This is a genomic window from Flammeovirga sp. SJP92, assembly GCF_001583495.1.
GTDB lineage: Bacteria > Bacteroidota > Bacteroidia > Cytophagales > Flammeovirgaceae > Flammeovirga.
Genome location: NZ_LQAQ01000060.1, coordinates 16,231 through 31,723 on the forward strand (window position 1 = coordinate 16,231; position 15,493 = coordinate 31,723).

Annotated in this window: 10 protein-coding genes; 7 read left to right on the top strand and 3 right to left on the bottom strand. The window is 35.1% G+C overall.

Features of this window, described 5'->3' with window-relative positions; all coding sequences use genetic code 11:
* The first annotated feature begins 72 nt into the window (after nt 1–72).
* The 3 genes from AVL50_RS12290 to AVL50_RS12300 all read left to right on the top strand — a co-directional run bounded on the left by AVL50_RS12290 (nt 73) and on the right by AVL50_RS12300 (nt 3,986).
* Nucleotides 73–2,778 carry a T9SS type A sorting domain-containing protein gene (locus AVL50_RS12290; RefSeq protein ID WP_062616795.1) on the top strand — a complete coding sequence of 902 codons (2,706 nt, stop codon included), beginning with the start codon at nt 73–75 and terminating at the stop codon, nt 2,776–2,778.
* A gap of 157 nt (nt 2,779–2,935) precedes the next feature.
* A complete protein-coding gene (locus tag AVL50_RS12295) occupies nt 2,936–3,334 on the top strand; it encodes a hypothetical protein (RefSeq protein ID WP_062616796.1) in 399 nt (132 codons plus the stop codon).
* A 160-nt stretch (nt 3,335–3,494) separates the two neighbouring features.
* A complete protein-coding gene (locus tag AVL50_RS12300) occupies nt 3,495–3,986 on the top strand; it encodes a hypothetical protein (protein WP_062616797.1) in 492 nt (163 codons plus the stop codon).
* A gap of 132 nt (nt 3,987–4,118) precedes the next feature.
* On the opposite strand, the gene rocD is transcribed toward AVL50_RS12300, so the two are convergent.
* The gene (gene rocD, locus AVL50_RS12305; protein WP_062616798.1) at nt 4,119–5,360 is read right to left on the bottom strand and encodes an ornithine--oxo-acid transaminase; all 1,242 of its coding nucleotides are present in this window, start codon (nt 5,358–5,360) and stop codon (nt 4,119–4,121) included.
* Between the two features lie 82 nt (nt 5,361–5,442).
* Nucleotides 5,443–7,536, bottom strand: a complete 2,094-nt coding sequence (locus AVL50_RS12310) for an OmpA family protein (protein WP_062616799.1) — start codon at nt 7,534–7,536, stop codon at nt 5,443–5,445.
* Between the two features lie 293 nt (nt 7,537–7,829).
* Between AVL50_RS12310 and lon the strand changes: the two genes are divergently transcribed.
* The 3 genes from lon to AVL50_RS12325 all read left to right on the top strand — a co-directional run bounded on the left by lon (nt 7,830) and on the right by AVL50_RS12325 (nt 12,786).
* Entirely contained in the window at nt 7,830–10,295 is a 2,466-nt protein-coding gene (lon, locus tag AVL50_RS12315; RefSeq protein ID WP_062616800.1) for an endopeptidase La, read from the top strand.
* A 274-nt stretch (nt 10,296–10,569) separates the two neighbouring features.
* Nucleotides 10,570–11,559, top strand: a complete 990-nt coding sequence (locus AVL50_RS12320; RefSeq protein WP_062616801.1) for a beta-ketoacyl-ACP synthase III — start codon at nt 10,570–10,572, stop codon at nt 11,557–11,559.
* Nucleotides 11,560–11,913: 354 nt separating this feature from the next.
* Nucleotides 11,914–12,786: a diacylglycerol kinase family protein gene (locus AVL50_RS12325; protein WP_062616802.1), complete on the top strand. Its 873-nt coding sequence runs from the start codon at nt 11,914–11,916 to the stop codon at nt 12,784–12,786.
* Between the two features lie 154 nt (nt 12,787–12,940).
* On the opposite strand, the gene AVL50_RS12330 is transcribed toward AVL50_RS12325, so the two are convergent.
* The gene (locus AVL50_RS12330) at nt 12,941–13,582 is read right to left on the bottom strand and encodes a hypothetical protein (protein ID WP_062616803.1); all 642 of its coding nucleotides are present in this window, start codon (nt 13,580–13,582) and stop codon (nt 12,941–12,943) included.
* Nucleotides 13,583–13,920: 338 nt separating this feature from the next.
* Here AVL50_RS12330 and gltX point away from each other — a divergent pair, with 338 nt between their 5' ends.
* A complete protein-coding gene (gene gltX, locus AVL50_RS12335; protein WP_062616804.1) occupies nt 13,921–15,465 on the top strand; it encodes a glutamate--tRNA ligase in 1,545 nt (514 codons plus the stop codon).
* Nucleotides 15,466–15,493: the final 28 nt, after the last annotated feature.

Sequence of the window (15,493 nt, forward strand, 5' to 3'; positions counted from 1 at the left end):
ACTCCAGTACATTTGTCTCACTAATTGTATAAATTTTTTATTAACCTCTCAAATATTTATCAACTAACACACATGATAAAAGATACTTTTACTTTTCTAATTTCAATCCTATTTCTGAGTCAAACATTACCTACTGGAGCACAAGGAAAGTTAGGGCTTTACAGGGTAAATAGTGACAATACAGAACAAACTTTAAATGATAAAGACACTATCAATTTTGGTAATTCAGGAGTTTCCTCTTCTATCCTCACACGTCAAATAAAAGTCAAGAATGAATCCACCACTGAATCATTGAGGATTTATGATATTGCCTTTGATGCTACTGGTATTTTTGGATATTTTCCGGCCTCTGGTGAAATGACAATTGCTCCTGGTCAGATTGGTAATTTTTATGTTTACTATATGGCTTCTGGAAATATCAATCTTCATGAAGGCTACCTTACTTTTTCCACAACAGATCCTGATGCGTCATCAATCAAAATCAATACAGTTGTGAATAAAGAAAATGGTGAACTGAAAGTGAGCTGTGCTGATTACCCCATTGTGAATGGTCAACTAGATCTTGGGGATATTTTAATTGGAGAACGTATCAACTTCACCATTGAAATGGAAAATGTTGGAGAAGGCTATATGTTTGTGGATAAAACAGAATTTGAGTCTGACACTAATACGTTTATTTCAACCTACATCAAAAAAGAAGGCTTTAGTAAAGGCACCACATTCAATAATAATCTTTCGTTCAAAGCGATGAAAAAAGGTACTTTTGAAACCATCATCAAAAATAAGCTGGAAAGAGGTCAAACTGATGTTCACAACATTAAAGTGATTGGTAATGTATTGGCGCCCGAAGCTGAAATAAGTTATGAAGGTAAAACTCTTCTAGCGGACAACATCATCAAAGAAGACAATGCTCCCTATGCTGTTCAACATTATACTTTCAATGTCAAAAACAAAGGCAATGCTGATTTGACCATCAACGGCGTTACTGTAAAGCAAAATGAAGACAGAGAATACAATATGTCGTATAGTGGTTCTTTTAAAACCATCCAACCCAATGCATCACTTGATTATACTTTAGAATTAATTCCTTCAAGTGTCGGAGAAAAACCGGTGGAGTTGACTTTTCATACTACTGATGCTGAAAACTCGGTGATTAAAATTGATTTTTCTACTGTAATTGGAGCACCCATTATTCGTTTTGAGGATAAAGAAGGAAAAGAAATTGCACAAAACTTAGGTTTTGATATGAAGGCAACTACAGATAATGCGGTTGTTATGGATGAAATGTATATCAAAAACATTGGAAATACGGTATTAAGCATCAAAGAATTGAAGGAAGTGTACGACATTTACAATCAATTTTCATTTGATTATAATGGAGGTGATATTGGTGTTGACGATCGACAAAAAGTTACATTTACTTATACTCCAAACGGTCATAATACGTCGAAAAATAGTTTTCCAATAGATATTACATCAAATGCTCATGAAAATAATGACATCCGCTTTAGCGTCCACACATCCCATCATTACCATGAAACAGAGCTTAGGTATGAAGGTAATTTAGTATCAGAATCCTACCCTATTGATTTCGGACGATTTGATATTAACACAGGAAAAGAGATAGTGCTTTTTGTAAAGAACTCAGGAAACCTACCATTAACAATTCAAAATGTGAGTTTTAAAAATGACAGTCAAGATAATTTTACAATTAAGGAATACACTCAAACAGAAGTCAAAGCCGGTGAAAATGGGAAAGTAGTTATTCAATGTCATTCCACAAAAGCACATCAATATGTGGAAGAAATACTCAAAGTAGAAACAACGGATTACAAAAATCCCATTCAAAATGTGAGACTTACAGCCAATCCTGTCAAATCTCAATTCTATATGAGCAACCCTGAAAATACGATTACAGTTTGGAATGGAGATATTGAGGAATATGGTCCTCTTCGTTATGAAAATGAGTTTGAGTACATTTATATTATACAAAACAAAGGAGAGGCTCCGTTGACTGTAAAAGAAATTTCGATTGAAAACAATGATGGATACACATTGGATTTTTCTGGTTACGAACTTCCTTTTACCCTTCAACCTTCAGGACAAAAAGAAATTACAATGAAGGCTACTCCACATCTTCCAGGAATGTATGATTCAAAAGTAAGCATCACTACCGACGAACCGGGTGCCAACAACTTTTCTTATACTGTTAGAATGAATTCCTTACTGCCGGTACTCCAAGTTACGCACAATAATGAGGTCATCATTTCTGAAAATATCGACTTTGCATCAATGGACTCTTATATGTTTACCTTGATGAATAAAGGATCAGAAATCTTGGATATCACATCAATTGAAATTGAAGACAATGATGAGTTTACACTATCTTATGATGAAGCAGTTAATTTCTTAAGACCTCAGGAGACCTTGGAGGTCACCATCTATTACACACCAACAGATCAAATCAGAAAAGATGGAAAGTTGACAATGAAAACAAATGATTTAAAAGCTGAAGTGTTCTCACTCATTTTAAAAGAAAGAACTATCACGAGCACAAATAACTTGAACAACAACTTCTCAATCTACCCCAACCCTGCTCAGGATAAATTATTTATTCAAGGCATCTCACAAAAAGTAGAAGTTAGCATTTTTGATCTCTTTGGAGTGAAACATTTAGATATCATTTCTAATGGCACTGTTGACATCAGCCCATTACATTCCGGTATTTACCTCTTACAAATTGAGGGGAAAGTCACAAAAAAAATTATTATCCAGTAATTTAAAGAAGAACATTTTCGTTTTCAGGCCATTATCCATTGTGAAATAGACTGAAAAGTTAACTTTAGTTTAAGAGATTTGCTTTGAACAATAATACTTTAGAATTTTGTATTTGAGGGATCAATGAAAAATGTGATTCCAAATCAAAGAAAAGATTATGCAGAATACGCCAGAATTAAATAGTCAAGGAAAATACCTTGGTACAATCACAAAAGACTTTATCAAAGTTTACTCTGTACTTCAAGAGGCTTCCTATCAAGTCAGAAAAAGAAACTTTTCTCAGTATCCAATCTTTCCTGTAAGCAAAACTCAGGCAAATGTGGGACAACACATTGTAGGACCTCAGCAGAAGGAATTTTTAGAGTGGAATTACAGTGTTTCTTTCGCTGAAGAATTCCTGCAAAAGGAACTGATTCTTGCTGAGAAATATGAAGAATTCAAAAAGAACTATAAAAATGCAGATGAATTCTGTTGCCTTTTCGTTATTGATGAAGACTTCGTCAATTTCGTATTCATCCCTTATCCTGTGGATGAGGAAGGGAAAGAGGTATTATAGAAGTTGATAACATTGACTACTCTAGATGATATAATACATTAAAGTCATATCACAGAGGGTCAGGCAAAAAAAGATAGGGGCATAAATTTTGAAGCACAGTATTCAGAATTTACTTCCCTATTTTTTTACATATGTCCTAGGCTGACATACTTTTTAAATCATGAATAAACTTATTACTTTTTTTTTCTCTCTTCTATTATTAAATAACTTCGCACACTCACAATCCTTATTAAATTACTCTTTGAGAGAAACGGTCTCGTCCTCTCTAACCTCTCCTGATTCTGTTCAAATAAACGGGATCAATGGCACTTTAGAATATCATAGTATTCGAAATAGCTATAAAAGAGGAAGTAAGGGGAAAATTTACAGAATCCAGTTCATGGCTCACAAATACTTCTTTAGTGAAGCTGAAATTCAAGAAATGATTCAATTCTTTGATGATAAGTACGGACTTTCTTTAAAAGAGAAAGGAGAATATGATGGGTATTGTGATTATGGCTATACCTACAAGGGCATAGAATACTGTTTTGCCTCGGAGAAAGATTATATCCTCTTTGTCATTAAAGATGAGCACTTTTATGGTAAAAGAAGAAAATCGCTTTTGCGACAGAAAATCAAAAAGCATAACAAAAGGGTAAACTTTAAGATTTGAGTACTCTTTTGATACTGAAAAACAGTACATCATTAACGTTATCTTTTGTAACGAAACTTCTCTTTTAAAAGAGAAAAGGGCATTTAGTTTTGAATAACTAAATGCCCTTTTACTATATTAAGAATCAAATGATTACTTTTCAAAGTTCATTACAACTTCTTCAATGATAGCAATACATTCCATCAATTGCTCTTCAGTGATTACCAAAGGAGGAGCAAAACGAATGATGTTACCATGTGTTGGCTTAGCTAATAAACCTTTGTCCATTAAAGCATAGCATAGTTTAGTAGCTGTAGAACTTTCTTCTGTATCATTTACAAGAAGGGCATTCAGTAAACCTTTACCTCTTACACCTAATAATAAATCCGTTTTTCCGCAAAGTTCTTCCATCTTCGCTCTGAAGATTACACCTAAGTCGTACGCATTTTCAGTAAGCTTTTCATCTTTAAGTACGTTTAAAGCTTCCATCATTACTGCACAAGCTAATGGGTTACCACCATAAGTTGAACCGTGCTCACCTGGGTTGAAAACATCCATTACCTCATTTGAAGATAAAACAGCTGACACAGGATAGAAACCACCTGAAATTGCTTTACCTAAGATGATCATATCAGGTTTGATTTCATCATAATCAGAAGCCAACAATTTACCTGTTCTACCCACACCTGTTTGAACCTCGTCTACCATAAATAATACATTATGCTTTTTACAAAGTTCTTGTGCTTTTTTCAAATAACCTTCTTCAGGAAGATATACACCCGCTTCACCTTGGATTGGCTCTAACCATAAACCTGCAACTTTTGGATTTTGCAATACTTCTTCCAAAGCTGCAATGTCGTTGTAAGGTACTATCTCAAAACCTGGCATGAATGGGCCAAAGTTCGTTGTTGCTACTGGATCAGTTGAAGCTGAGATGATAGTAGTTGTTCTACCGTGGAAGTTCTTCTCTACACCAACAATGATTGCCTCATTGGCTGGAATACCTTTCTTCTCGTAACCCCACTTTCTTGCTAATTTGATAGCTGTTTCATTACCTTCTGCACCAGTGTTCATTAGGATTGCTCTTTCGAAACCAAATGTCTCGCATAGCATTTTTTCAGCAATACCTAACTGATCTGAATAGAAAGCTCTTGATGTCAAAGTAAGCTTTGAAGCTTGCTTCACCATAACATCTAAGATTCTTGGATGAACGTGACCTTGATTCACTGCACTGTAAGCTGAAAGAAAATCATAGTATTTCTTCCCCTCTACGTCCCATACAAAAACGCCCTCACCTTTCTCTAATACAACAGGTAGGGGTGCATAGTTGTGTGCACCATATTTCTTCTCTAAAGCGATTGCTTCTTGTGAAGAGATAGATTTTACTTGTTCCATGACAGTTAATCAATTATGAATATTGTGTTTATTATTTTATAGTTCGCCAAATATGAAATTTATTCATCGACTTTCCAAAAAATTAGTCATCACTCCACTCAAAATTATCATCTGTAACAGGAACTGAAATTCTATATTCATCCAAGAAGATTTTAAACTCTACTCGTCTGTTCAAACGCTTTTCATCCTCACTTTGGGGATTATATATAATTGGATCTTCATCTCCCTTACCGTCAGAAATTACACGGTTCTCTTCCATTTCTCCATAATTGATTAAGAAACGGCGAATAGCCTCTGCTCTTTCTTTTGATAATTTCAGGTTGGCTTTTGAGTTGCCATCTGAATCTGTATGTCCTGTGACTAATAATCTGTAATTATCATGTTTCACCAAAAAATCAACTACCAAATGTAAGTTGTTTTCCATCTCTGGTTTTAGCTTAGAACTTCCAGGATCAAAATCAATCGATGCAAACGACAAGGAACTATTGACAGAAATAGCAGGAATTTGAACATGCTTGTCCCCTTCTACAAAAAATATTTCTTCAATCTGAAAAAAGTTATCGCCTTCAATAACCAATAAATATTTCTTCTCATTGACTAATTCAAAATCAAATGATCCATCCTCACGAATTTCTTTAGGTGCTACCTCTACCCTGTCGGATAAATCAATAATAGTCACCACACCTTTAAATACCTCTCCTGTAGTGGGCTCTATTACTCTTCCTGAAAAACGTACTGTATTGTTTGGTTTGGCTTCCATTGGAAGTGGAAATGACTGCAGGTCAAGGTTAGGATCGCCTTTCACTCTTGATTTAGCATAATAAAGTTGTTTGGCATCAGAGTCTATGGCAAAATAATATTCATCTCCAGGGCCATTCACCAGTGGACCGACATTTTTTGGCTCGGTGAATTCCCCATCAACAATAAATGATTTATAAATATCAAATCCACCAAAATTAACGACTCCTAAAGATGAGCTAAAATAAAGGACTGGATATTTCACATGGGGATGCGGGCTCAATTCACTTCCTCTAGAGTTAATAAATGGTCCTATGTTTTTTGGTTTTCCCCAATTGCCATCACTTTTCTTTACACTATAGTAGATATCAGCATTACCAAAACCACCTTTACGGTCAGAAGCGAAGTAAAGCGTATCTTCCGTCATGGATAAAGAGGGATGAGAATCCCAGGCGTAAGAATTAATACCTGGCCCCATATTTTTAGGTTCGCCCCATGTTCCATCTTCTTTTTTTTGTGAAACATAAATATCACAATCTCCAAAACCATCAGGAGTCATACATCTGATAAAATAAAGTGTTTTTCCATCTTTTGTCAGATATGGAGAACCTTCATTATATTTTGTATTGATCGCATCAAATGATTCAGCAGGACCCCACATGTCGAATTCTGTTTTCTCAGAAACATAAATGTCTTCATTGGCATGTGAAGGATTAAATTGCTGATTGAAAGCAGAAGTATCTCTGCCACTTCTATTACTGGTGAAAAGAAGTTGATTTTGATCTTCACCACCCAACGTCATTCCGTAATCAGAAAATTGAGAATTGACATAGCTTCCCATATCCACCAGTACATCTTCCGGCGGTTGCAATGTATCAATCAGTGCTCTTTTATCTACTAACCTGAAATAGTCATCTAAGTTGGCATAAAGTGGCTTTTCAAAAAGCACCAATTCTTCATAGTGCTTCAAAGCTTGAGAGAAGTCCCCTCTATAATGTCTTAATAATAGTCTGTATGTTTCTTTAGCTAAGGCTCTGTCACCTTCATGTTCCGATACATTGGCCAAACGCCATACAAGATCCATGTCTTCTTTGCGTAAAAAGTTTTGTATACCAAAAGAAGTTACGTAAGTGTATAATAACTCTCTGTATTCGGCCCATTGTTTATTTCTTTCTAGTCTTAAGATTTGGGCTAAAATTTTCTCATTTCTGTAATATGCAATGCGGTTAATATTTGGAAATTTCAATCCTGGCAATTTGACTACTTTATTAATAGAAGTAGGTTCAAATTCCGAAATCTTTAATCCGCTATCTTTTTGTTCCTTATTTTCTGATGCCGCCTTTTTTTTCTTTTTTCTTTGTCCATATATTGGGTTATGTATGAGCAACAGTAAGGAAAATATAAGGCAAAGTCCGCTTCTAATGAAGGTTTTTTCCATAGTTTATCTTATCTCTCTATTCCTTTAAGATAATCAAAGATGTTAATTAAATTTATTCTTTAGCAAAAATAAGATAATCTCTTAAAATGAAACATATCTATATTTAGTAACGAAAAAAAAATTAATTCCGTACAATTGTAAGGAAATACAAAAAAATACCGTCCATTGTTGCGCCACTTTTGTCAGTTGAGCATGAAAATATGTCAGCATTTGCCATTTAGGTACAATATTGAATAATAGTAACCATACTGATTGTGCAGAAAGGCATAATAAAGACAAGACAAACTCAATTTATGAGAAAAACAAAAGATACATTAGCTCAAGGGCTTTTATCAAATATAAATAACGATGCTGTGATTTCAGTGATTGCTGAAGATGATAGTAGCGAATATCAATTAGACGGAATTACAGAGCTTGAAGTACCAATACTTCCATTAAGAAATATGGTACTCTTCCCTAATGTAATTTTACCCATTACCATTGGAAGAGAAAAATCTTTGAAGCTTGTACAGGAGGCATATGACAAAAAGCAATTCATCACTGCAATTGCTCAGAAAGATGCTACTGTAGAAGATCCTTCATTTGATGATATGCATAAGTTTGGTACACTTGTTCAGATTGTAAAAATATTACAATTACCTGATGGCAACTGTACAATTATTGCTCAAGCTAGAAAGAAAGTTGAACTGATTGACGTTACAACTCAAGACCCTTACTTGAAGGGTAATGTAGCAGTCAAAGAAGAAGACTTTGAAGATATATCAGCAGATCAGGAGAAAGCATTAGAGTCTTCTTTAAAAGATTCCGCTTATCACCTTTTAAGCTTAAACCGTGATATTCCACAAGAAGCTTCTTTGGCTTTAGAGAATATTAAAGGTTTAGAATTTTTAGCCAATTTCATTGCCACAAATATCACTGCAGATGTTAAGGAAAAAGTAAAAATCCTTAGAATTTCAGAAGGTAAAACCAAAATTGAGAAGCTCCTTAAATTAATGAATAAGGAAGTGAACGTTTTGGAGATCAAAAATGAAATTGCGGGCAAGACTAATGTAGATATTGATCAACAGCAACGTGATTATTATTTACGTCAGCAAATGAAAGTACTTCAAGGTGAGTTGGGAATGGAAGGTCCTGATCAGGAAATTGAAGAGCTTAAAGCACGTGCAGCCAAGAAAGATTGGCCCGATGAAGTAAGAGAGCATTTTTACAAAGAGTTAGCAAAACTTCAACGTTCTAATCCTGCAGCCGCTGATTTTGCAGTATCTATGAACTACTGTGAGTTTATGTTGGATCTTCCATGGAATAAACTGACGGAGGATTCTTTTGACTTGAAAAATGCTCAGAAGATCTTGGATAAAGATCATCAGGGATTAGAAAAAGTGAAAGAACGTATTTTAGAATACCTTGCTGTTCTTAAACTTAAAAATGATATCAAAGGACCTATCTTATGTTTATACGGCCCTCCAGGTGTAGGTAAAACTTCATTAGGGCGTTCGATTGCAAAAGCTTTAGGTAGAGAATATAATAGAATCTCACTAGGTGGTTTACATGATGAAACGGAGATTCGTGGTCACCGTAAAACGTATGTAGGTGCTATGCCTGGAAAGATCATTCAAAGCATCAAAAAATCAGGAGTTTCCAACCCTGTATTTATTTTGGATGAGATTGATAAAATTGGTGCAGACTTCAGAGGAGATCCTTCTTCGGCTTTCTTGGAAGTTTTAGACCCTGAGCAAAACAGTTCATTCGTGGACAACTACTTAGAGGTTGAATACGACCTTTCAAAAGTGTTATTCATTGCAACTGCCAACTCTTTAGACACTATTCAGCCTGCGTTGAGAGACCGTATGGAAATCATTGAGATTACAGGCTATACGTTTGAAGAGAAAGAGGAAATTGCTAAGAAACATTTGATTCCTAAACAAAGAAAGGAGCATGGCTTGAAAGCAAAAGATTTTACACTTTCACCAAAAGGATTGAAATTCTTAATTGAAAACTACACTAGAGAATCTGGTGTCCGTGGACTAGAAAGAACAGTTGGTTCTATTGTTAGAAAAGTAGCAAAATCAATCGCACTAGAAGAAAATTATAAAAAGACAATTGGTCCTGACGAAATTGTAAAATTCTTAGGTGCTCCAATCTTTGAAAGAGAGACTTACCAAGACAATGAATATGCAGGTGTTGTAACAGGTTTAGCTTGGACTTCTGTAGGAGGTGAAATTTTATTTATTGAAAGTTCATTAAACAGAGGTAAAGGCAGATTGACACTTTCTGGACAGTTAGGAGACGTCATGAAAGAATCAGCAACTACTGCACTGTCATGGTTGAAAGCAAATGCCGAACTCTATGGAATAGATTATAGAATTTTCGAAAACTATGATTTACACATCCACGTTCCTGCAGGTGCTGTACCAAAAGACGGACCATCAGCAGGTATCACAATGCTGACCTCAATGGTTTCTATTTTCACTCAAAGAAAAGTCAAAGCTAAATTGGCAATGACAGGTGAAATCACTTTAAGAGGAAAGGTATTGCCTGTGGGTGGCATCAAAGAAAAGTTGCTAGCTGCAAAGAGAGCCGGAATTAAAGAAATCATTTTCTCTGAAAGAAACCAGAGGGATGTCAAAGATATTCCTGAAAAATACACTGAAGGATTAACACTTCATTTTGTTAAAGATGCAAAAGAAGTATTGGACATTGCGTTGTTAAAAGGAAAAGTAGGTGACCCTATTCAATTCCAACTTCCAAAAGAAAACTAAGCTTGTTCCTTCCATAAAGAACAGACTATCTTCATAACAATATGTGAATGAAGGTAGTCTTTTTTCTGCTTTCTAAATAGTGAATATTCACTCACAATGCATTCTTCTCTATAATTGATATAAATTGTAAAAAACATCTTTATATAGTGATATTTTTTCTTTAATCGGAAAAAAATGCCTTTTTTTGCATCGAAGTTGAATTGAAAACAGTACCCCATTGTACTGCTTTTTTTTTACTTCTTAACACACAATTACCATAAAAGTAACCAAACGTATGAGTCCAATAAATGCTGCGATTACCGCTGTAGCAGGCTGGGTTCCTGAAGACAAATTAACAAACCACGATTTAGAAAAAATGGTGGAGACCAGTGATGAATGGATCACTTCACGAACAGGAATTAAAGAAAGACGTATTCTGAAAGGAGAAAATAAAGGTACATCTACACTCGCAATCAACGCCGTTCAAGCCTTGCTTGAAAAAGCAAATGCTAAAGGAGACGAAATTGATTTATTGATATGTGCTACGTCTACACCAGATATGGGTTTTATTTCCACAGCTAACATTGTTTGTGAAGCTATTAATTCCAATGCTATGAGCTTTGATATTTCTGCAGCTTGTTCAGGATTTATTTATGCTCTGGAAATGGCTTCCAACTTTATAAAGTCTGGGAATTACAAAAAAGTAGTTGTTGTAGGTGCTGATAAGATGTCATCTGTAATGGACTACTCGGATAGAAATACATGTATTTTATTCGGTGACGGAGCTGGTGCTGTGTTACTTGAGCCCAACGAGGAATATGGTTTGATGGATGCGGTCCTTCATTCAGATGGATCAGGCAAAGATCTTTTGAATGTCAAAAGGGGATCTGCTTACCCATTATCATTACAGCATTTAGCAGAGAATGAGCACTACTTCTACCAAGATGGTAAATCCGTATTCAAACATGCTGTGACTAATATGGCATCTGCGGCCGCATCAATCATGGAGAGAAACCAGCTTGAAGCAAAAGATATTGCTTATCTTATCCCGCATCAAGCTAACCTTAGAATTATAGATGCCACTGCCAAGCGTATGCAACTTGACAAAGAAAGAGTATGTATTAATATTGAAAAATATGGCAATACAACGGGTGCTACAATACCTTTGGTTTTATGGGACTTTGAAAAGAAATTCAAAAAAGGAGACAATCTTGTTTTTGCCGCATTTGGCGGAGGATTTACATGGGGTTCTCTTTATATAAAATGGGCTTACGATAGCGAGTAAAAGGTATTATTTTAAGACCATGAAAAAGCACTTTTTCTAAATTTATAGAAAAAGTGCTTTTTTTTTTAAAAATAAGATTTTATATATTTGTGTATATCAAAAACTTAACCATTAAAAATAAAGAGTATAATTAAGCAACTTGGTAAGAATGTCTATTGTGTAGATGTGGTTAAAGAACTATAAATATTTTAATATAACTGGTCATATAACTTTACTGGAATTTGAAATTATCACATCCAAATTACTAACACCATTAAAAGAGCAGGAACACCACTTACTTAAATTCTTTATTTACAAACGTTTACGGTTAAGTAGTAAAAACAATTTAGAACCAATACTTAATGATAAATATTCATGCCCAACATAATACTTATAACGAATCCTAAGTCTGGTAATGGTGCCGCGGTAAAAGCCGCACAAATTACACAGCAGGCCTTGGCGAGCAAAAGTATCAATGTTCATATTGCATACACAGAATACACTGGCCACGCCTCCTTGTTAGCTAAATCTTTTGTCAATGATTTCGACATTATTGTAGCGATTGGTGGAGATACCACAGTCAACGAAGTTGCTCAAGCTTTGGTGGGTACCGATAAACTTTTCGGGATTATTCCGTGTGGTGCAGATAATAGACTGGCACAACATTTTGGAATTCCTGTACGTTTAAAAAAGGCAATCAAAATCATCTACAACCAAAAGGTTAAAAACATTAATGCTCCTCTGATCAATGATCAGTATTTCTTCTGTAATGCAGGTGTTGGTTTTGATGCTCTCATGGGAAAAAATTTAAAAAGAGTAAATGGAAAAGTTTTAATCAATTACATTAAAGCTATTTTTAAAGATTTCCAAAATCACTTCCCTGATCAGTACACCATTAATATTAATGGCCAAGAAATCACCTCTAAGGCTTTTCTTATCACCATCACTGATAGTGATCAATTTGAGAAAGAAAGTTTCGGTAGTTCTTCAGAGAAGATAAACAATGGAAATGTCAAAGCTAAAATTCTCTTCAAACCATCAATTCGAAGAACCATCAACTCAGGTTTCCGTTTTTTCAAAAAGAAAAGTCCAAATGAAATCTACTTGCAATCGGATGACTTTGTGATTAACTCTGATAATAAACATCATGAAATTCTAGGACACAAAGATGGTGAACAAAGAAAATGGTCAACACCATTGAATTTTAAAATCAGAAGAGAAGATAGACTTAATGTAATTGTGAATTAAAACCGAATCTAAAATTACCAATTTCAATTACAGTTCCGGTAATTAAAATGCCTTCAATATCGAAGTTGATATCACCTCTAGGATTCAATCTGAGAAGGTGACTATTCCTCTTTCTTACCTACTTAACAATTATCTATGATTACTACGCCTGCTATTACATCATAATTTTATAGCCAAATAATGAATTAACCTCTTGCACTGATTTTTCGCCCACCAAATCCAATGCAACGATTTTCTTGTTCTTAAAAGGATGTTTAGGTCCAATACAGCTCACAAATCGATATTTCTTTTTGAGATAACCTTCCCCACCCTTTTTGTTGCTGCTAAGACCTACCCTGCTGCTTTGTGCAATTGTCTCATAGGACATCTCTTTTTCCTTCAACCCAAATTCTACTTCCTGCACATCAACACCACCGATAAAGTGAAAAATCTCAGCAATAACATGCAAAGGGCCACTGATAAATTGCTTGTCACTTTTTCTTTGGATTCCTCTTATTAATATTCCTCCATAAAAATCTAATGTTCCAAAAGTAATATCAATCCCTGCTCCATGCACATACCACCTTCCCAATGTTTTTTGGTTTTCATGTTGATGCACGTAAGGGTCTGGATGTTTTTCATGGTGAAAATAAAATTCAATTTCTACAATCCTATAATTTTGAATCCCTGCTTTCAGTACGCAATAGTTCATAAGGTAATCTGCAATTCTTTGAAAACATTCTGAGATCTGTTGGTCATTAAGGTTGTTCTGTAATTTTTTTACTTCCTGTACTAATCTATCGAAAACGAGTCCCATTAATATTAAATTGATAATTGTGATGAAGTTATTTTTTAGGTCATAAGGAACCGCACCTGATACTGTAGTATTTCATTTTTAAACGAAAGGTTTCTTACAAGAATTACGTGAAAAAATGAAGAAAGTATTGGCTATAAATATTCCGTTAGATGTTGGATTCCTGCTAATCAATATACTTTTTTCCTTTCTCTAGTCCTAGATATTATTAAAACTTTCTATAATGTTCTTAAATCAATTCATATTCTTGAAAGTTCAATATAATATTTAAAACATTTTCGCTCTTATTTGTTTAGCTTTGCACATTCTAAAAAGAAAAATATAATTTATTAATATAAAAAATGGAAAATAAGGTAAGAGTACGTTTTGCTCCAAGTCCTACTGGACCTCTTCACATTGGTGGAGTGCGCACAGCTTTATTTAATTATTTATTTGCCAAACACAATGGCGGTGACTTTTTAGTTCGTATAGAAGATACGGATCAGAGCCGTTTTGTGGAGGGTGCTGAAGAATATATCCGACAGAGTTTAGAATGGGCAGGTATCGTTGCAGACGAGGCACCATGGAACCCTGGTGATTGTGGTCCTTACCGACAGTCTGAAAGAAAAGAGATATATAAAGAATATGCTGAGCAGTTGGTAAAAGACGGTCTTGCTTATTATGCATTCGATACTTCTGAAGAATTAGAGGAAATGCGTGAGCGTTTAAAAGCGGCACGTGTCAATACGCCTCAATACAATTCGATGACACGTACACAAATGACCAACTCTTTGACACTTTCTGAAGAGGAAGTGAAAGAAAGAATTGAGAGTGGTGCTCCTTACGTTATTCGTTTAAAGGTTCCTAAAAAGGAAGAAATTAGATTGAATGACATGGTACGTGGTTGGGTAATGGTACATTCTCATACTATCGATGATAAAATCTTAATGAAGTCGGATGGAATGCCTACTTATCACTTGGCTAACGTTGTAGACGACCACTTAATGGGAATCACACACGTGATCAGAGGTGAAGAATGGTTGCCTTCTGCTCCATTGCACGTTTTATTGTACAAATACTTAGGTTGGGAAGATACAATGCCTCGTTTTGCTCACTTACCATTATTATTGAAGCCTGACGGTAACGGTAAATTAAGCAAGAGAGACGGCGATAAAATGGGCTTCGCTGTATTCCCTTTAGAGTGGAAAGATCCTCAATCTGGTGATATCTCAAGAGGTTTCAAAGAAGATGGTTTCTTAGCGGATGCTTTCATCAACTTCTTATCATTCTTAGGATGGAACCCAGGTGACGAGCGTGAATTCTTCACATTACAAGAATTATGTGATGAATTTACAATGGAAAGAGTAACAAAAGCAGGTACTAAATTCGATATCGACAAGGCGAAATGGTACAACCAACAATACTTGAAGAATAGACCTGATGCTGAGTTAGCTCAATATTTAATTGCTGATATGACTGCTGAAGGAAAAGAAACAACTCCTGAGAAAGCGGCATTAGTGGCTAATCAGTTGAAAGAGCGTGTGACTTTCCCTCAAGAAATCTGGAGAGATGGTCGTTTCTATTTCGAGAAGCCTCAAGAATATGATGCGAAGACTGTAAAGAAAAAATGGAAACCTGAAGGGGTGGCTGTTTTACAAGAATATGCGAGTACAATTGAAAATGCTGAAAGCTTCACTGCTGATGACGCGAAGGACATTTTCATGAAAGTCTTGGAGAATCACGAAATGAAAATCGGACAAGTAATGCCTGCATTAAGAGTAGCAATCTCTGGTAAAGGTGGCGGTCCTGATTTGATGATCATGCAAGAAATCTTAGGCAACAAAGAAGTAGCTGAAAGAATTAATATCGCAATTGAAAAAATTAATAAACTAAAGGAAGGCAACTAGAGTTTAGTTTATGATAAAGTGTGATAGG

Coding starts and splice junctions, on each gene's coding strand:
- AVL50_RS12320 (WP_062616801.1), top strand. CDS start 10,570: ATGAGTCCAATAAATGCTGCGATTACCGCTGTAGCAGGCTGGGTTCCT.
- AVL50_RS12310 (WP_062616799.1), bottom strand. CDS start 7,536: ATGGAAAAAACCTTCATTAGAAGCGGACTTTGCCTTATATTTTCCTTA.
- AVL50_RS12300 (WP_062616797.1), top strand. CDS start 3,495: ATGAATAAACTTATTACTTTTTTTTTCTCTCTTCTATTATTAAATAAC.
- AVL50_RS12325 (WP_062616802.1), top strand. CDS start 11,914: ATGCCCAACATAATACTTATAACGAATCCTAAGTCTGGTAATGGTGCC.
- AVL50_RS12290 (WP_062616795.1), top strand. CDS start 73: ATGATAAAAGATACTTTTACTTTTCTAATTTCAATCCTATTTCTGAGT.
- lon (WP_062616800.1), top strand. CDS start 7,830: ATGAGAAAAACAAAAGATACATTAGCTCAAGGGCTTTTATCAAATATA.
- gltX (WP_062616804.1), top strand. CDS start 13,921: ATGGAAAATAAGGTAAGAGTACGTTTTGCTCCAAGTCCTACTGGACCT.
- AVL50_RS12330 (WP_062616803.1), bottom strand. CDS start 13,582: ATGGGACTCGTTTTCGATAGATTAGTACAGGAAGTAAAAAAATTACAG.
- rocD (WP_062616798.1), bottom strand. CDS start 5,360: ATGGAACAAGTAAAATCTATCTCTTCACAAGAAGCAATCGCTTTAGAG.
- AVL50_RS12295 (WP_062616796.1), top strand. CDS start 2,936: ATGCAGAATACGCCAGAATTAAATAGTCAAGGAAAATACCTTGGTACA.